The sequence below is a fragment of the Myxococcales bacterium genome, assembly GCA_012513515.1.
Lineage (GTDB): Bacteria > UBA10199 > UBA10199 > 2-02-FULL-44-16 > JAAZCA01 > JAAZCA01.
In genome coordinates this window covers 169,279-187,933 of the sequence record JAAZCA010000019.1, presented here as the reverse complement: position 1 = coordinate 187,933, position 18,655 = coordinate 169,279, and the positions used below count along the sequence as shown (strand labels likewise).

Sequence of the window (18,655 nt, the reverse complement as noted above, 5' to 3'; positions counted from 1 at the left end):
GAGACAATTCACTGACTATTTTTGCACCAGGGCGCCATGCACATGAGGAAAGCAACGCTGCATTATCATATTTTTTGTTATACTTCCTTCCGGCACACTTAACAGCTAGATCCTCCAATTTCTCATCCGTTAGCTGCAACAATAATATTTTTCTAAGATTCTTATCATATAGCAAGTCGTATCCATATATAGCCAATACATAATCCACTATGTTACTACTAATTGACAATGACGATTTGTCAGTTCCGGTCAAAACACACACTTCTTGCAATCGTCTCTGATCAATCGAACTAAGAAGTGTCTGGGGGTCGATTGCATTTAATATTTTACGCAACATCCACTATCCCGAATCGTGCTGCAAGTTTTTTAAGCTGATCTTCTGTTCTCAGCTGAGCGAGCCTCTTAACCTCCGCGTTAAATTGTGGGTTTGTACCTTGAAATACATCTTTCAGCTCCGATCTAACCACTTTTCTAAAGCCTTTATTAAGCGTCTTAAATAATTTATCCGACACCACACTCCAGATCTCGCTATATTCATCATTACTGACATATTCATTATCCAGCATTCCTTTTAGAACCAGCATCATAATAAATGCACCAAACGCATCCTCAGAGTCCTCTAATCTGTAATTTATAATGCCACCGGCGGGATCATACAAGATATGTGTAAGCGCTTTACGTTTATCTTCTGCAAGACTATCGTATGTCAAAAACCAGCCATCATTATAAATATCATTGTAAATAGGCGTTAACATTTTAGCATAATCCAACCACGCAACTCTTTCCTTATTTTTCCCAATCATAATTTCATCGTATTCGTATTTGATTTGGGAGAATGAAAATATTAGCGCCCGCGGCCCAACATCCCTAGTTATGATTGCGGGGATCTTGTTTTTTATATTCTCAAAATCAGTTACTAAATCACAATACTGATCTTCAACATCATCTCTTTGAGAAGGCTCCGCATCATGCGATCCAAATCGCAGCTTCATAAAAGCATGTTTTGACAAATCAGACTCGGCCAGACAGGCCCTTTCCTTCTCACGACATTCATGAATGTAGTTTTTGTACGGCTCAAAGTTTTCAAGAAAGTACATCAACCCTTCTCTGATGTAACAACAAAACAATTCCCTTATTCTCCTTGCATCCTCGTTGGTCAATGCCTTATCAGTGCCATAACTTTCCAGCATTGGTACTAAATCTTTTAGAAACAACCTTTCCTCCTGCCTTACGCCACCATCTTCTTTTAAAATGTAGTGCTCCATCCAAGAGTACACCTCTTCGATGCTTATCATTGCAGCCGGTGCCTTAATTCTAACATTATCCTTGAGTCCACCCCTCCAATCGAAAAATATTAGCGGTACCCTTGTTGGCACGCGTTCATCAATCGCCTTAACATCATTGGCATGGGCATACTGAACAATTTCTTGAGCACATACTGCATTAACACTTTCATCATCCAATAGAATTTTTCGCGCTGTGGACAATCTTTCTGCTTTCGTGTTAATGTAAACAAAGGTTCTTCGTACTATTTCTAGTAAATTAGCAGCCTCTAATGAAGCATCACTCTTATTTACAACCAACAACACCACAGGAATTCGCCATAGCTGAATTTTCGTTGCGTCCGGCTCCTTTTTCCATCTTTTGAGGGCAGAAAGCCTATGTTGGCCGTCAATTGCAACAATACAACACTTGTCGGGATTCCATTGCAATCGACACCACACATCTTGACGAATACTCATTTTATAATATTCCTTCTTTTCATAAACAGTATACGTTTCATTATTTTCTGTCTCTTCGCTTGAATTTATATAGTCTAATTCACCACTAACTTCATGACCAGCCATTGGCAAAACAATCAAGGTTAGCGGATTAAAATATTTAACTTTTGACGGATCTTGGAAATACGGCAGAATATCAGTTTTGACCCTTTCACTGTCGACCTCACGCTGAAACAGATCTCTTACCTCCCATTTATGGCTGCCTGGGATATCTGAAATCATTTGAATATCATCTAATTCCACATGTGAAATAACAGTTTGTAGAAATCTTATTTGGGCATTACCCCCCTCACCTAGTTCACCGAATATACCCCACTTATGTTTTCTATATATCATCTCTTCATTAAACCTTGGTGGCGTATGAGCAGGCATTTGTTCTATCCTCCCTTATTTTATTGAAAATGATGGATTAGCTAAATATTTTAGCAAATCCTCGACAAGAAGCTCTAATTCTTCTGGGCTTCCAATGCTCTCGTCATCGGTTCTAATGCAGGCAAATATCAAGTCACTTACAGTTTTAGCATTAAGTTTATTTTTTGATGCATAGTTCATAAATCTTTCATAAAAGTTATTGGATCCTCCAACACCATTTACATGTTGATAACAACGATTATGCAAGTTTCGGGTTTTGCCGACGTAGAGTGGGTTTAAAAATAAACTTGCACGCATAAAGACAGCCCTTAAATGATAAAATAGCTGTTCATCGGCGATTGCAGCATCCCAAATATTTCTAAATGAATCAAATGTGGGTTCTTTTGACCCTAGCTCAACGTCAAGAATTATTTTTCGCCATGCAAATTCCACAGACGTTCTATGCTTTGGCTTGCCTAATGTTGTAGAATCATAATTTTGAATAGCCAGCATTTCTGCCATAAATTCATCTAGGTCCCTAGTTGCTATTCTGAGGGGATAAAACCATGCATACACACCTGGTCTAGTTGGGATTTGATCAAATGTCTCAGATGTATAACAACCGAACTCATTGCCAATATTACGCCATATGTCATTCAGAGCACGCATTCTGCCTCTCAGTAAATCTCATTTGAATGTGAACGTAATCTGTATACGAAAGATGTCCAAGACATATTTGCAAAACATATAAATCATCATAATAGCCTATGTCGGCCATATGATCAGGTATTACATCAAATGGATTGATGAAATAAAATAACGCTGCCACAATAAAATTAAATCCAGCATCTGAAATAAGCTTTTCCCCTTCGCAATATTTACTAAAAACATCATATAAAATGCCATAGCATCTGGCTAAATCCGCCACCCATTTTTGTGATGCACATATTGTAGCATTATATTTTCTACTAAATTTACGTTTTATATAATCACATTCATGAACGCCTACGCCCGTTACAGCAGTACCATATGATTTTTCTATAATAGACTTGAGTGATGCATCGAGTCTATAAGTACTAAATTTTCTTAAATGAGATTTCATACATTTCCTCTCACAACGTGCATATCAAACACGGCTTGTCGGCATCTTCGCCATCTAACACAGCTTCAAGTTGCTCCATAAGAGTTTTATCTGGCGCATTACATTTGCTAAGTACCATTCTTTTCTTATGATCAGTCTTAATTGACTCTTTGCGTTCAAGTATCTCACGAAGCGTTTCCCCTTGATTCCATGTAAATCTACGTCCATCCGGGAGTTCCTTTTCATAAGCTGCCGCTTGATCGAATAAATTTGGATGTTTTTCCGCCAGCATCACCCATTCATATTTTCGTTGATAGAAACAAAAATAGCAGCCAGATCGTGTCCTCCAATCGTAATATTTTGGCATCCCGATACCGCTTTCGTTTATCACGTCCCGAACATCATCTATCGAATAGCCATCTTTTTTGATGGGAAGTCGTATTCCCTGCTGTCTAAATTCTTCTACAATGTCATCCTGATTATATATTTCCCTACCCATGTGCCTAAGTTTAAAATTGAGCGGTTTATACACATATACTGGTCTTATATTCGGACGCGCAGAAAAATAACCGTTTCTTTCTTCGTCGGCTCTAATCCCAACGTAACTATAAGCAATATCGTCACCAACAAACTCTTCAAGAGGTTGAATTTTTAGTAATTTCGTACACCAGCGGGCCCTTTGAGATGGCAGATAATTACCAAACAGCTCGAGAAAATCGTCAAACCCCCTCTTAGCGACTAGCTTCTTTACCCTTATTCCCAATCTTGTTTCAACCTTCTGAATATACTCATAAGTTTCCGGCAACTCCTTAAGAGTGTCACAGAAGAAGTACTCCATATCGGGAATAAGCTTGTGCAACAAAATAGCTAAACCAGTACTGTCCTTTCCACCGGACAAACCCATAATATGTCGTATTTTTTTTCTATTCATTCATCTCTCGTTGATAAATTAGCATTATCAAATATTTTTTCAGCTAAAACTGCAAGCAGCGCAGATTGCATCTTATTTTTCTCAAATACCACCGATTCATTGAGAATTTTATCCGCATATCTGCTTAAGTCATTATAGTCCTTTGTAGTAACCCACAATGTCTTATTTATCTCTTTCCCATCCGGTTTTGTAACAACAACGCGTCTAGCAATTACATCCTGGTTAATAAGACCTACTATCTTACGTTGCAATGTTTCGAGATTTAAATAGCGACGCCCGTGATCTTTAACATTTTCCTTAAATTTCAAAAGATCTTCATCTTCCCAAGATGATATTGGTTTATCTGATATAATCATTACAACCGACTCAAGCCACCTGTGGTCATCTATAGAGTCGTCCAATGTCGTCATAATAAAGCTCTTAATATTCGGATCAAAACAAGTTTCTGCCAACAGCTTTGATCTCTGTACAAGAATATCCCGTAACGAATTAACGCTTTTTTCTGGCACTTCATATGCGGAGCAGATCATAGCTCTACACTGGCTTAATAGATTTTCATAGTTCAGCTGAATCTCCTTTAGAGCCCCCTCTAAGGCCTCTTTAAAATCAGACTTTATTGCCTCCTTATCCCCAACTCTCTTGGCATTTATAGGCTTAAAACCACAGGCCTTGGGCAAATTGGTAAAGAGCAAGACATCAGGTTCCGTTGCATTTAAAATCGCATCTCTAACACGAATCGCATTACCACTAAGGGATTTAGTTTTTAGTGTATAGGGAGGCATTGACTTAATGAATCGGATAAAGGGCTTTACCACACTTAGAAGACTTTTTTCCGCCCTGGCACGTCCTGAAGAAGGGTTATAGAATATCGCATTAAAATCCTTAAAGACCTCGCCTCTCATTCCGGTTATCTCGAAATGCTTAACGGAATAGATTTCGGGTTTTTTCTCAATCAGCTCAAAATCGTCGGATGACAACTCAGGCATAAATGAACCATTCTTAAATATCCCAATGATATCTTTATGTATTGCATACACGACCGCGATAAGGATCTGAATGATCGGTTTATTAGCGCCATAGGGCGGATCACACAACTTATCGTGCAAATCAGAAAAATTGGATTGAGAATCAACTGCCTCTAAAAAGAAGTTCGTGATAGCCGACCAAAGTTCAAATATACCACTATCTTTTCTTGGTGCTTTCAAACAATATCCATTATCGGCTGTAACTATACCTGTATTTTCAAGAACTGACTCATACATACTGACTTCAGGGCCATGTCCTTCTAAACCCAACCTGTTTACGCCAGAATTATTTAGTATCGCATTAATCAGGATTCTCCTAGCGGTAGAGCCCTGCGCGGTAAGCGTTCGCCGATTTATGAGCTCATTCTTTAGCGTAGGCCCATATTTAAAAGTGTAATCGCATACATCTGACAAGAGCTTCTTAAAATCCCTCTCGCCTTTTAGCACATGTCGTTCCTCACCTCTAATGCAGCTGACGTTAGACTGCGTAAAATCAAACACATGTGCAACCGCTCGATCTAAGAAATTTTTTGCAATCGCGAGCCTATTTCTAACTTCTTTTCTTGCGACACCATCTTGCTTCAACTGATAAGAATCATTCTCTAATCTGCCTAAAGCAATGTATTCACAAGTAGCATTTTCAAGCGATCTAATATTTTCAGATGTAAGAATAAGCAGGGGTCTTCCATCCTTCATAAATTCCCGACCACCTTTGACCATTTCTACATTGCCTAACCAGTATGCAATCAGCCCATCACTATCTACTGAGGATCGGCTAGCATCCTTGAGTTTATCTAGATCGTCAAAAAAGCGCCTTTCAAAAAATCGTAATGTCCCAGTCTGGTAACTGTGTCTCTGCGCAATAACGGGTTTCAAAGAATAATATTCATTCAACAAATCAGCTACTGAGGACTTAATCTTCGATAACTCCTCAACAAGGTGTTGCTCGATATTAAAATCTGACCCTTCCCAAAGACGTAGCTCATCTATCTGCCTTCTCCAAACTACAAGGCCATCTTTTTCCATAGTCTCCAAAACAATGGACCATCTGTCATTTTCCTTCGCTGAAGTCGGAGAATCAACAAGGGCATTAATCACCATCTGCTTTGAAGCTCTCATCAAGCCTGTGGTTGAAATGAGGTTTAAGATACCAATAGTTTTGAGTGCACACAATTTATCTTGGTCAACATGTTTTAAATCCTGAATACGACTATTTATTTCGCTCCAACGTTGGAACTCGGGTCTTACTGCTATACTACTCGCCGCAACTTCAACAAAATAGTCATAAAGATTGAATAGTTTTAGTGTAGCAGGGGCCTTTAAATTAAAGTCATAGCTATTCAAAAATTCGGAGAAGGAATGTGGCTCTCTGCTGGCTAAAAATGTGAAAAGTGTTCTATCATTTTGAGCATACTTATTGCACAGCTGTGGCAATATTAATGCTGCCAATGGATGTATCGGATAAATTTTTGAAATCGAATCTTCGGATATATCATCTAAAAGTTGCAGCTTTTTAAACACCTTTTTCCAGTCATTAGCCCATTTGTTTACGGCTAACGCACCATTTCCCCCTAGTTTTTGTTCTATAGCCTTTCCTAAAACCCTAATAAGTTGATCGTGCGAATCTGTAAATACTACGTCCTCAAATCGTCCTTGTATCTTCGACCACTCATTTCTCAATTCTTTAGCTAAACCATATGCATAGTCAGAAAATGACTGGTGTAGTATCCCTAAAAGGAACACTTTTGGGTCCTTTTCTCTTGAAGGTAATTCCGCAATTTGCTGCAACAAATACAAATCATCAACAGAGTGCATATTAGCAGACCACTCTAAGCATTTCCCAAGCTCATCAATTATCAATAGCAGACCGCCCTTAGTAGCAGCTGAAATCTCACAAATGTAATTGAGCACATCTTTGGTATTACAGCGATAATCTCCATCCTTGTTAATTAGCGCATATGTTTTTTTTATTTGAGAAAAACATTTAGGCTTCCGCCTGCTAAAATACCCTGGCACAGAATCATACAGTGCACGAACCAGTGTATTACCAATACTTTCGTATCTTGCAGTAACAACTGCCTTTAGAAATCCCCTTTCCGGGAGTTCATTCCGATAAATATTGTAAATCTCATTGGTCTTTCCTATCTCATCAGCATACACTGCTAGAGCATTTTTATTAATAATCTCCTTTTTTGAGGAACAAAGCGCCGATAAAAAGTGAGCAAATGCAGACTTCCCAGTACCATAGACACCTGTAACAGTCCAAGCTCTATTGGTATTAGGCTTAACATAGCTAGTCGCAAATCTCTCAAGCAGGTCACAAGCCTTAGGGGTCAGAACATAGCCCAATACACTTTCACTAATAAGCCCATCTCGTTCAAGATTAACTGATCTACTGTAACGTCTCTTGATCTTAACTATATCAGATAATTTATTCATAGTTTAGTCACGATAATGATCTCTAATAAGGTTATCAGCCAAAATTGACGGGTCCTCTTTAAAACTCAACTGCACAAGTCCGCTCGAATCGGAGAGAACTATTCTCTTATCATCACCTATACCTCTCTCAACAGCTTCAAACAAAACAGATTCAGTTAACTTGAACAACATACCAGGACTATTCTGATCATGAAGCAAGTTAGTCAGCGATATTGTCTTTGCATTATGTCCTGCGTTTGCAATGTAATCTAGGCACGTCGCAAGAATTATATCGTTTGGAAGGTTGTTCTTCTTGCCATAATTAAACGAAAATCTCTTCGCAGAGCCCTCTTGTTTGATTAACGATAAGTCGGTAAATGGACAGTCGATTGAATCTTCCTTAACTTGACGATGATTGAAACTGTCAACATACATCCTTAGAACACAGTTAATGTCTTTCTGTAACGATGAATCCTTTACTGTTGTTTTTGGATAACTAGACTCTACATGTTCCCGTAAAGAGTGAAATATGTCTTCTGAGGTAAATGAATCTCGATGAAACTCATTAAATGTAAATTTCCACACAGTTGCTTTACAAGGATCTTTCAAAAGGAACCAATGCAAAAGCCATAAGGAAGCTGGGTCCTCCAAGTATGGGTCCCAACCATTCTCGCCAAGCAAATTCTTACCAAATTCTGAAATACCAAAACCTGTGGAACGTTGAGCCCTTGAAGTCACCGAAGATTCTTCGAGAATTTTGAAAGCCGTTCCCCAATACCTAATCGATTGCACCATATTTTTTCCGACGCCCAACACAACAGTTGCATCTTCACGAGTGAAGATATGCTCATCACAGGTCACCGCATCATAACATTTCTTAAACCAACCATACCTAGGATGGAATGTTTCATGCCTAGCAAATACTGGGACATCATTCATATGTTATCCTACCCATAATTTGATTAAACCACTTTCCCATCGCCGTATAACAATCAAAATGACACAAGGCAACAATCCTAATAAAATATAAAAAATATAACATTCATTACCTATAACTCCAATAATCTAGGGTGCTATCTAAGGTCATGCCATTGTTTTTTATAGTAAAACTGCTTAGCGTATATATGCAGATTGATTATACAGTTGCAATAACAATAATTCGGCCAAACTAGTCACAATGATACATAAACTACTTAGGATATTTGAGATATATAAATACTTATCAGACCCACCATCTCCTTTTTCCCCATCCCTTAAAACCCTAAAAACCGTGACTACGTTTTGTTTGTTAAACTGGATCAATTTCTGCAGCACTGTTCACTTGGAAGCCAGTTTAAATCCAGCATTAGAACAATACTCGAAATATTTACGGGCAGCCTCCGTAGACAGGACCTCTTGCGCCCGGTCAACTTTGTCGCTGAATGACTCTATAGTGTCATCGATCACGTAACCTTTCATTTCATCTATAAGCTTCTCGCCGCCCAGCTTTGTTATGACATACGCCCCAAGCATGATATCCTCGCCGCACCTTAAGATAAGATACGATTCTAGATCGGTCATCGCCGGACCCCTCGGAAGTTCAGTGTAGGCGTGCCATACATCGGATGCCATCTCGTAGTCATCCTCTGCAGATAGGGGCTCGAAATCGACACAGAAAGACTGAGTTCTTTCGCCGTTGCTGGAAAAATGCGCGGGCATACTCCGTTCGGACGAGAAAATAATCTCCATGGTTTTTCTGAGCGTCTCGTTCACACATTCCTCCCTACAGAACCACAGTTAAAAGGCAGGATCAGCCATCTCGATTCTTCCTGGATCACTTTAAAATCCTGAAAGTCATATCCCAGACATGATTTGGTTTCAAGCAACTCTGTTTTCAGTCAAATGATCGCCATCATTACAAACACCCCCTCCCCCTCATGACAAGGGGGAGAAGGGTTTGCTTGGTCGACCAAATATCAACGGGATATATTGCACCCTTGCGAAACCAGATAATTCAGTAAATTGTAAGCGTTGATACGAGGAGACTTTATGCCATTGGTGGTGAGATAATAAATGGGAATTAAATTAGAGCCATCGTACTCAAGAATGATCGGAGGTGTAGCGCCGAGATCATTGAAAGCGCTGTACGCGTTATAGCTGCCTCCGTACGTCCCCAGTTTATTCCAGATGGAAGTTGAAGAATATTTATTGCCGTAACTGCCAAAACCATTGCAAACCGACTCGCTATCGAACCGATTCGTGTTTATAAATCCAAGAAACTGACCGTCCTGCGCAAAAATTACATAACGAAGTGAGCTTATGATCACATTTCCCGGAATTGCATCCTCTTCCTCTCCTGAAGGCAACTCCTCCGGAACCTCAGAGTTTTCGGGCACTCCAGCCTGATTACTTTCAAAAGTGTAAGTGGTACTGATAGCCTGATTTCCTACAGTCCCGGTTTCTGTAAAAGTAAGGCTGCCGATCGACCCGGCGATAGTAAGTCTGTAATTGCCGCTGGTCTCAACGTAGCTATTTTCACCTATTGCAACATTGAGATTAGACCATGAGAGCTCGTACTCGATCGTTATCGAAGAGTAATCCTGCGCGACAGACCCTGTAAGGGAAATATTTACAGAGCCATCCAACCCAATTTTCTGACTTTCGTAATCTATAGTAGCCGAATCGGAAAAGCTGTTACACTCCATTGAGCCCGCAAGATCGAAGGTCATCGTGTCTGCGGACGTAGATGAGGAGCCATCGAGATACGCAGTGCAAGAGCCTGCATCACGCCCTTCCACCGTAGCGCTGAACGAACCGCCATCCTTCATCGAATGGATAGTCTCCTTTGAAATAACCATCCCTGCCGGTCCGGGCTCTCCTACCTGTTGGAGGATAGAAAGGGCGATCAGCGAAACGCTCCTAGCGGTAACCTCCGCCTCTGATTGAGACAGAGCGACATCATTACTCTCAGACCCGCCCGCATCCCCTCCCCCTGCGCCATCACCTCCGCCCGGGTTGGAATCGCCCGACCCGCCGCCGCATCCCGCGAATGCGGCAAATGCCGCAAGCGCGATAAGCATGACCAAAAATCTCTTCATCACCCCTCCTTTTTTAGCGGCGCTCCATTGCCCCGCTTTAAGTTTTGCCAGGGGCTAACATGCAGGCGCGTCATATCAGGTCGCGACAAAAATATTTTTTTTCGTGACCCCGGATGACGGGACACCCCCCTATTCTTCCGCCCGAACCAAAACCACCAAAGGGAGGGAAAATGGAAATGGAAAGATTTAGGCAGCGGATGAAACTGATAAACCTGGAGATGCAAGGGGCCGCGCAGCCGCGCATCGCCGCCTTCGCCACCGAGCTCTCGGAGCTAAACGAAGATTTTACGGTGGACAGGATAACCCTGGACGCGAATGGCAATACGATCGACATCTACTTCGAGCTCGCCGAGGTCCGCGGCATCATGTGCATTTCCGAATTCGACGAACAGCGCGGGCTTTTCGGCTGGATGGAGATGATGGTGCTGGATTCTGAAAACGGAATCAGCGACCTCATCGCGAAGAACGCCCTAGATACCAAGCGGGAAACGAGGCACCCGGCGCTCATCTTGAGAGGCGAAAACATCGTCCTATATGAGCGTATCCACGGGGTTCTATCCACAACCGAGATTTACGAGATGCTGCATACGCTGCACCGGATCAGATCGGGGATATTGCGCCAGGAAAAGGATAAATCAGAAATTTCGGAGGATCATCCGCAGATAGAGGCCAACTGCATCCCAAACACGAATTACAGCCATTAAAAGGCAATTTTAAACTTTTTTAAACGAGAGACCCCGGATGTCCCTTCCAGCTGCTAAAATAGATCCCAAGCTCATGGCCAGACTTTGGATAGACAGGGCCGGCCCCTCCTTCATCGATCTGGTGGCAACGGTCGATGAGGAGGGTTTCGGTCTTCGTGCCACTGTAAGGATCGCCCCGAAAGAGGGGCAATCCGCCATAGTCCTCTATGACGAGATGAAGCTCCCCTCCGGTCGGGGGGGCGCCCATCCGGTGAAAGCGGCAGAAGATGGCTTCGTCATCAAATTGGAAAAGATGGGCATATCAATAAAAGAGCTCTCAGGAGAAAAATTCTCAATAAATATAGAGTTCCAGTCGGAAAATATTTCAATATCGCTGTGTTGCTGCGCCCCGAAAGATGGCGTGGAGGGATTTTTAAAAAGCATCTCGAAACTGGAAACATAGACTTAAGGAAACTCTGAAAAACTAACGATTAGCACCACTAAAAACTACCTATGGAAGCCGCCTGCCTCGGAAAATTCACGTATCTTCGCGGATAAGGCTCGCTCCAGACACGTGAATTTTCCGGTCGCGGCGGCATACAATAAAGGTTTTTACGATATGATATAGGAGCGAAAAGCCGATTGCACAGGAGTTCCATATTTTCTATATAGGGTAAAATCACACAGGAGGAATTCCGATGCCCCGCGGAGACCAAGTTTCAAGGCAATGGCGAATCTTGCAGATGCTGGAAGCGAAAAGGATGGGGATATCCGTGCCGGACCTGGCATCAGAGCTCGAAACGAATCCGCGCACGATCTATCGCGATATGGAGGCCCTCGAGATGGCGGGCTTCCCCATATACTGCGAAAAGATAGAAAACGTGGAAAAGTGGTTTTTCGTCGAGGGGTACCGGTCGAAGATTCCGATTCCGCTGGAGATGACCGAGATCATGGCGCTCTCTCTCGCATGCGAACATCTAGAGGCCTTCCGCGGCACGATTTTTTCCGAATCGATGAAAAGCGCCTTCGACAAGGTTCGCTCCATGCTAAGCCCAGAGGCCCACAACTTTCTGCAGGGGCTATCCAAGAGTTTCAGGGTCGGGTTCGCAGGCAAAAAGGATTACAATAAACATCGCGCTACGGTGGACCTGATACAGAAGGCGCTGATAGAACGTACGACAGTCGCGATACAGTACGCCTCCTCGAAGGGAGAGGTCACATCGCGCAAGATCGACCCCTATCACGTCTGGTTCATGGGCGGGACTATATATATAGTAGCGCGCTGCCACCACCGCGGCGAGGTCCGCCTATTCGTTCTTGATCGGATCGAAAAGGCGAAGCTCACAGCCGACACATTTGAAATACCCTCCGACTTCTGCATGGACGCCTTCACCAAGGGGCGCTTCCGCGTGATGGATGGGGATCCGGTCGAGATAAGGATCCGATTCACAAAAAATCTCGCCCAGTACGTGAAGGAAAGAATCTGGCATCCGACGCAGTCAATATCCGATGAATCCGACGGCTCCATCGTCCTCACCATGACCGTGGAGGGAATGGCAGAGGTAAAAAGCTGGGTGCTATCATTCGGCGCGAACGCTGAGGTCCTTTCACCGAAAGAATTCCGTGACGATATGGCGAAAGAGTTTGCGAGGGCGATGAAGCATTACGGGTGAAGCGACTGACTAATTTTGTCTCGAGCCCCTTTCTTATTACAGGTTCATTGTAATGCCGTGTTTATGGGCACCTCTTAAACCTCATTTCCGGGTTGTCATCCCCGAGTGGTGTTATCGGGGATCCAGACCGAAAAAGCGCATAGGGACAGATCGAGAGTGGATTCCCGACTAAAGCATTCGGGAATGACAGGATGTGAAAAAGGCAGTTATTAGAGGTGCCCTTATGTAATATGCAGGTACAACCTTCATATTACACAAATGTTATGGTATCGGGATCGTGATCGTTATTACAGTATTGACCAACATTGTTATTTAATATACAATAATATTATGCATATTATAGATCAATGCAGGTTCCGTGAGGCCCTGAAGAAAAAGGGATACGGGTCAATCGGAGAGTTGGCATCAGGCATCGGGGTGCACCGCAACACCATCCATCATTATCTTTCCGGAAACGGCGTGTTCCCCGATAGCATCGAAAAAATGATGAGTGCGCTGGGCTTAAAACCGCAGGATTTTATCATCGACATTCCCGACGAGGCAGCTGCCCCCATCGAAAAAATCGCGCCGATCATCGACAGGCTGCACGAAGAATTTCCGGACGTGACGTTTATCCTGTTCGGCTCACGTGCAAAGGGCACCGCTGCAAAATATTCGGACTGGGATATCGGTGCGTTGCGCGCGGGGGGACTGCCGCACGATGAATATAAAAAAGTACTCATACGAAAGGACGAACTCGTGGAGGACTTTCCATATTTTGTCGATATGGTTAATCTGGACCGCGCAGATGCGGCGTTTCTTCGCGAGGCTTCAAGGGGCTGGGTTTTTCTAACCGGACGCCTCGCCGACTGGATAGAGTTCAAGAAAGGGGTCGCCGCATGACAAATCAGGATGAGCGCAGCAGGCTGAAAGTTTCGGTGGAAAATCTCGCGAAGGCGATGAAATACGAGGACAAGGCCGGAAAAGAGAGATTTTATTTTTCGGGTATTTCAAAGAGTTTCGAAGTTTGTCTTGAATACGCCTGGAAATATTTCAGGAGGCGCGCAATCGACGATGGTATCGAAATTTACAGCCCTAAAGATGCGGTCAGGGCCGCGGGCAGGATGGGGATCATCGACGATGTCGAGAAGTGGCTGGGTTTCATCGAAGACAGAAATCTCGCGGTCCACGACTACATAGGCGTTTCCGACGATCAGTACATGAAGACGATAAAGGCCTTTCTTATTGAGGCAAAAAAACTCGTATAATTCTCCGTTAGCATGTTCGCCCTGAGCCTGTCGAAGGGTGAAATTCAGAACTCAGTAGTAAAAAACGAAATTAGCCTCGTTGCATGACCTTCCCTGACGCACCACTGAAGTATTCTTCCAGCAATCGAAAAGGAGCAAATCATGAGCGACAAAACTGGCAGGGAACAGGTGCGCGATGCGGTGGGCAGGCTTTTAGGCTTCATAGAGCACATGCCGGACCGCGACATCGTGTGCGACAATACCGGCAGGATGCAGGGCTTCAGCCAGGACAACGGAACGTTTGACGATGTGGGAAGGCGGCTGCTCGAGACGGAACAGCCGTCATGGCTTATCGATGACAAAAAGAACGGTTTTTGAGCTTTGCCATACACCTCCTAACCTTCGGATGCCTCCGCTGGCCGCACCAAAGGGCCAGCGGTAGGTGCCTGGGGCAGCTGTAAAATGTGTCAAATTGCGCTTGTAAACGCCGCCCGGGCGTATTAACTGGTGGCAGCCTTGCAGGCCCCTAAAGAAGGGAGTTGCTGCGGATGAAGCTCTTCGTCATTGATGGCAACAACGTTTACCACGCCATTTCTGCAGTACGCGGTGCCGCGGATCAGCGCAGGGCTTTCATGGATTATCTCTCCGGTACGAATTACTTCAGCGCAAAAAAGAAGGCGACCGTCGTCTTTGACGGCAGCGCCGACGAATCGCACACCGCAGGTTCTGTACCATTCATCAAGGTCATCTATAGCGACCAGAAAAAGGCCGACGATGTAATCAGGAAGATCGTCGAAAGGGAGTCGAAAAAAAACCGCGACCGCCTTGTCGTTATTTCCGATGACCGTGAAGTCCTGCTTGTGGCCAAGGAATCGCGCGTCGCAACCATGCGCAACGCCGATTTTCTTAAAGAACTCCGCTCCGTGCGTGATGACAACGAAAGCCTGACGCTTGAGCAGAAGGAAAGGATTACGGAGGAATTGCGGAAGGTATGGGGATAATGATATTTCGTTAGTATGCTGTCTCAATAGGGAGGAACTATGAAAAAACTTAAGGATGCGCTGGAACAAATGCAGGCAAGGAAAGTCAAATGTACCCTCAACACTTTAAACACCGTGGTTGGTAAGGAGTATCAGTGGGATGAGGTCAGCACCTGCGGTGCCACGGAAACGGCGCAGGCACACCTGACGATGTCGGATGGCGCAACGACCAGGCGATGGAGCGCACCAAAATATCAAGCGGTCAGGGACATTGTTTCACATGCCCAACTTGTCCGCTCGGCAAGTGAACTAAAAAAGCTCCTAGGAATGGGATAACCCTCTCATGTCCACCTGGTTATACTTTGCGACAATCGCAAGGGCATCGGAAAGAGATACTCTGGACCTTGTGCGTTCGGGCTATTTGTGGAGGTCTGTTTATAACAGCGTCGGGCTGGCAATAGCCAATACAAGAAATGTTGTGCCAGGCGACGATATTGTTCTTTTGTATCAGAGTGTAGGAATCGAGATATTACGGGTTCTCCATCCCGGGAAATCCCGAATAGCGGACTTCCCTGCCGCCGGCATCTTTCCTGATGCGTTTGATGGGTATATGAGAAGTATGAACTATCAACCAGACGCCCATCTCGGAAAGTTCACCGGGTTTATGGTCGAAACTGGCGGTAATGAAGAACTGGCAGGGCTTCTTGGAAAACGTTTCGCGCAAAAGAGCCGTAATGCACTTCAGTTGTTCGATCCATCATCTCTCGATTTATCGGCTGTTCAAGGGGCAAGGAAATCTGTCACAGGACTCGTGTCCGAATTTGGCAGCCAGATCAAATATTCCGAGAATAAAGACGACGTTAAGTTACCCAGGCAGGAAACTTTATTTCTAGGTGTAGACGTGGGATACGCAAGAAAGCGAGAGTCGCTAGGTTATTGCCTGCTTCATGTGGGGCCGGAGGGGCTGCAACCGCTTATGAAGCTTGGCAATGTCAGGGGACAAGGCCTTAAGACACTAGTTGAATTTGAAGAACGGACGTTGCCTGAAATACTCTCACACCCGGATGCAAAAAATCTCGCCACGATAGCGCTTGATGGCCCGATGATGCCTCGAGAGCTTGGAGGCGACGATTTCTATCGACCACAGGAACGGGTTATGCTGCAGGGAGTATTCCCAACGAGGATCAGGGCGCAGGCGTGTTCAAGTGGTATCGGTAACGCCCTAACGGAAGCAACAAGCCGATTGCGACGTGTCTGCGAGAGGCATGGATTTTCATACCAGCCTTTTTCTAGTATTGAGTCCGGCAAGAAAGGGGCTGTGCTAGAGGCATTTCCGAAGGTTTTTCTTGCAACCATGTTCGATCCGACTCACATCGATTCCAACCTCAATAGATTCGGCACGGAGCGATTTGCCGCTGACTGGGCGATGGCATCGTGGTTGTTCCAGGGGCTTCCGGAAGGATTCCGGGGAACTATTGAAAATCCAATGAAGCGCCTGAGTGATATCAGGCTGCATGTGCCCACAGATGCGCTAGGAATAGAATATATTTTCAGTAACAAGGACGTCACAGCAGCATATATCTCCGCTCTGAGCGGGGCACTGGCCTTTTCAGGATGTGCATCGGTGTTAGGGTCCGACAGGCATGGTTCGTTTCTGCTTCCGGCTTCATGGCTGTGGCATGACGCGTGGAAGGAACGCTTCAGGCGAATCCGTACTGCCTGGGATTTATCCTTCAAGGATAGTGTATAAATTATTCCTGTTTGTTTTAGGGGGATTGATGGACTGGTTCTGGATTAAGGAATATCTCGCGCGCGAACGCGCAGCCGAACTCAAGAAATGGGAAAAGATGAAGGGCAGCCCTATTGCCAGTCTCGTAGCGGAAGGACATGTCGTGCCGGGCAGCGTGTCTGGAAATACGTTCTTCGCGAAGGATTGTAATGCATCAATTCGTTTTCGCGATGATGACCGGCCTCAACTCATCCCTCCTTGTGAAGCCGGAACGCTTGGCGAGGCCTTGCTCGCCTTCAAGGAACGAAGGGAGCTAGTCGAGATAATTGCATCTGCCGAGGATAACGTCTTTAAATTGTCAAGGCGAGGCCATTGTGTGAACGACGGTGATGCGCTCCTGTGTCCGGGGAAGCCCCTCGAGGAGGAATATGATGCGCTGGAATATGTGCTGGATCAGTGTATCGACGGCGCACTTCCTGAATGGACGCAGTTGCTTGCCGGTTCAGAAGAACGCGACATCCCGGTAGATAGCGATTCACTTTTCGAAAAACTCAAAATCATGCGGGACGATGATTCCCTTCTTGAATTGATACAAGGCCCGCCAGGGACGGGGAAAACCCATCTCATCGGCAAGTTTGTGAACGAGTGGTCTTATCAGGGGAAATCGGTACTTCTTACGGCCTTCACCAACCGGGCAGTGGATGTCATGCTTCGAAAGGCCGTAGAGGTTGCTACCGAAAAACCCGCACCACTCTTCAGGGCTGGCAGGGATAAAATATGCGAGGAACTATCATCGGTAAGAAAGAGCAAAGAGGTCATTCCTTATCCATCGGGTGTGCTGGGAACCACCCTTTTCAAGTGCGCTACAGCGGCAGTGAAGAACCCGGCAGACCGGTTTGATGTGGCCGTCATAGACGAGGCGAGCCAGGTGAAAATACCATCGCTTTTCGCGGTCGCAATGCTTGCAAAAAGGGTAGTCGTCGTAGGGGACCATAAACAGCTACCGCCAGTTATCGTTCAGGATGAGGCCAGGCGTAAAGAGATCGACGAATACAGGTGTTCGGCCTTTGAATATCTTGAAAAAAGAAGAGCGCATTTCATGCTCCGTGAAACGTTCAGACTTAACCGCCATGTCTGTGAATATATCAGTAACCGCTATTACGATGGAAAGCTGCAGAGCCGACCAGAAAAGGCCGAAATTGCCTGGCCCGTCGGCAATTATCCTGAAATGTTGAAACCGATGCCAGGGATTTGCCACATAGTGGTATCTGGGGATAGGCCCGATAATAGCGTTTCCAGCACGGAGGCCGAAACGGTTGCAAAATTGATTTCGGATCTTGAATGTACCCATGGAGCGTGGTTCAAGGGATATGATGGTCTGGACCCCGATGTTATGCCTGAAGAGAATAAACCTTACGATACGCGCTACATGATTTCGTGTCTGTTCAGGAAACAGGCCTCACTCGTCAGGCAGGCCATAAGGCAGCTTCGTATTCCACATCATCTGTGGCACGTCGACACCGTTGAACGGAACCAGGGGCAGACCGCATCTGTGGCCATTTTGTGTGTGGGCGCAAAAAGCGCAGAGACGGCAGGCAGAAACCCGTCATGGGTTCTGGACCCACGAAGGTGGAACGTAGCTTTATCTAGAGGGAAGTATAAGGCTTACATTGTGAGCAGTGCGAATTTCGCCGCATAGT

Annotated in this window: 18 protein-coding genes; 10 read left to right on the top strand and 8 right to left on the bottom strand. The window is 44.8% G+C overall.

Annotated elements, in window-relative coordinates; genetic code table 11:
* Positions 1 to 326 precede the first annotated feature (326 nt).
* The 8 genes from GX659_04585 to GX659_04550 form a co-directional block, all read right to left on the bottom strand.
* Entirely contained in the window at positions 327 to 2,153 is a 1,827-nt protein-coding gene (locus GX659_04585; GenBank protein NLD28067.1) for a hypothetical protein, read from the bottom strand.
* Positions 2,154 to 2,168: 15 nt separating this feature from the next.
* Positions 2,169 to 2,801, bottom strand: coding sequence for a GIY-YIG nuclease family protein (locus GX659_04580; GenBank protein ID NLD28066.1), 633 nt, complete (start codon positions 2,799 to 2,801; stop codon positions 2,169 to 2,171).
* Positions 2,785 to 3,234: a DUF1232 domain-containing protein gene (locus GX659_04575; GenBank protein ID NLD28065.1), complete on the bottom strand. Its 450-nt coding sequence runs from the start codon at positions 3,232 to 3,234 to the stop codon at positions 2,785 to 2,787. The genes GX659_04580 and GX659_04575 overlap by 17 nt, the downstream gene beginning before the upstream one ends.
* A 10-nt stretch (positions 3,235 to 3,244) precedes the next feature.
* A complete protein-coding gene (locus GX659_04570; GenBank protein ID NLD28064.1) occupies positions 3,245 to 4,144 on the bottom strand; it encodes a phosphoadenosine phosphosulfate reductase family protein in 900 nt (299 codons plus the stop codon).
* On the bottom strand, positions 4,141 to 7,608 hold the full coding sequence (locus tag GX659_04565; GenBank protein ID NLD28063.1) for a hypothetical protein: 3,468 nt from the start codon (positions 7,606 to 7,608) through the stop codon (positions 4,141 to 4,143). Before GX659_04565 ends, GX659_04570 begins: the two co-directional genes overlap by 4 nt.
* Positions 7,609 to 7,611: 3 nt before the next feature.
* Positions 7,612 to 8,526, bottom strand: a complete 915-nt coding sequence (locus GX659_04560; GenBank protein NLD28062.1) for a DUF4007 family protein — start codon at positions 8,524 to 8,526, stop codon at positions 7,612 to 7,614.
* A gap of 378 nt (positions 8,527 to 8,904) precedes the next feature.
* Positions 8,905 to 9,339: a hypothetical protein gene (locus GX659_04555; GenBank protein NLD28061.1), complete on the bottom strand. Its 435-nt coding sequence runs from the start codon at positions 9,337 to 9,339 to the stop codon at positions 8,905 to 8,907.
* 203 nt (positions 9,340 to 9,542) lie between these two features.
* Positions 9,543 to 10,664, bottom strand: coding sequence for a hypothetical protein (locus GX659_04550; GenBank protein ID NLD28060.1), 1,122 nt, complete (start codon positions 10,662 to 10,664; stop codon positions 9,543 to 9,545).
* A gap of 170 nt (positions 10,665 to 10,834) precedes the next feature.
* Between GX659_04550 and GX659_04545 the strand changes: the two genes are divergently transcribed.
* From GX659_04545 to GX659_04500, 10 genes are all read left to right on the top strand, one after another.
* On the top strand, positions 10,835 to 11,368 hold the full coding sequence (locus GX659_04545; GenBank protein ID NLD28059.1) for a hypothetical protein: 534 nt from the start codon (positions 10,835 to 10,837) through the stop codon (positions 11,366 to 11,368).
* A gap of 37 nt (positions 11,369 to 11,405) precedes the next feature.
* The gene (locus tag GX659_04540) at positions 11,406 to 11,810 is read left to right on the top strand and encodes a hypothetical protein (protein ID NLD28058.1); all 405 of its coding nucleotides are present in this window, start codon (positions 11,406 to 11,408) and stop codon (positions 11,808 to 11,810) included.
* Positions 11,811 to 12,045: 235 nt separating this feature from the next.
* Positions 12,046 to 13,020 carry a YafY family transcriptional regulator gene (locus GX659_04535; protein ID NLD28057.1) on the top strand — a complete coding sequence of 325 codons (975 nt, stop codon included), beginning with the start codon at positions 12,046 to 12,048 and terminating at the stop codon, positions 13,018 to 13,020.
* 486 nt (positions 13,021 to 13,506) lie between these two features.
* Entirely contained in the window at positions 13,507 to 13,902 is a 396-nt protein-coding gene (locus GX659_04530) for a nucleotidyltransferase domain-containing protein (GenBank protein ID NLD28056.1), read from the top strand.
* A complete protein-coding gene (locus tag GX659_04525; protein NLD28055.1) occupies positions 13,899 to 14,267 on the top strand; it encodes a hypothetical protein in 369 nt (122 codons plus the stop codon). Before GX659_04530 ends, GX659_04525 begins: the two co-directional genes overlap by 4 nt.
* A 141-nt stretch (positions 14,268 to 14,408) precedes the next feature.
* Complete coding sequence (locus tag GX659_04520; protein ID NLD28054.1) at positions 14,409 to 14,624, top strand: hypothetical protein; 216 nt, start codon at positions 14,409 to 14,411, stop codon at positions 14,622 to 14,624.
* A gap of 170 nt (positions 14,625 to 14,794) precedes the next feature.
* Positions 14,795 to 15,247, top strand: a complete 453-nt coding sequence (locus GX659_04515) for an NYN domain-containing protein (protein NLD28053.1) — start codon at positions 14,795 to 14,797, stop codon at positions 15,245 to 15,247.
* A gap of 39 nt (positions 15,248 to 15,286) precedes the next feature.
* Entirely contained in the window at positions 15,287 to 15,562 is a 276-nt protein-coding gene (locus GX659_04510) for a hypothetical protein (protein ID NLD28052.1), read from the top strand.
* Between the two features lie 7 nt (positions 15,563 to 15,569).
* Positions 15,570 to 16,976, top strand: a complete 1,407-nt coding sequence (locus tag GX659_04505) for a hypothetical protein (GenBank protein ID NLD28051.1) — start codon at positions 15,570 to 15,572, stop codon at positions 16,974 to 16,976.
* A 28-nt stretch (positions 16,977 to 17,004) separates the two neighbouring features.
* On the top strand, positions 17,005 to 18,654 hold the full coding sequence (locus GX659_04500; GenBank protein ID NLD28050.1) for an AAA family ATPase: 1,650 nt from the start codon (positions 17,005 to 17,007) through the stop codon (positions 18,652 to 18,654).
* Position 18,655 lies beyond the last annotated feature (1 nt).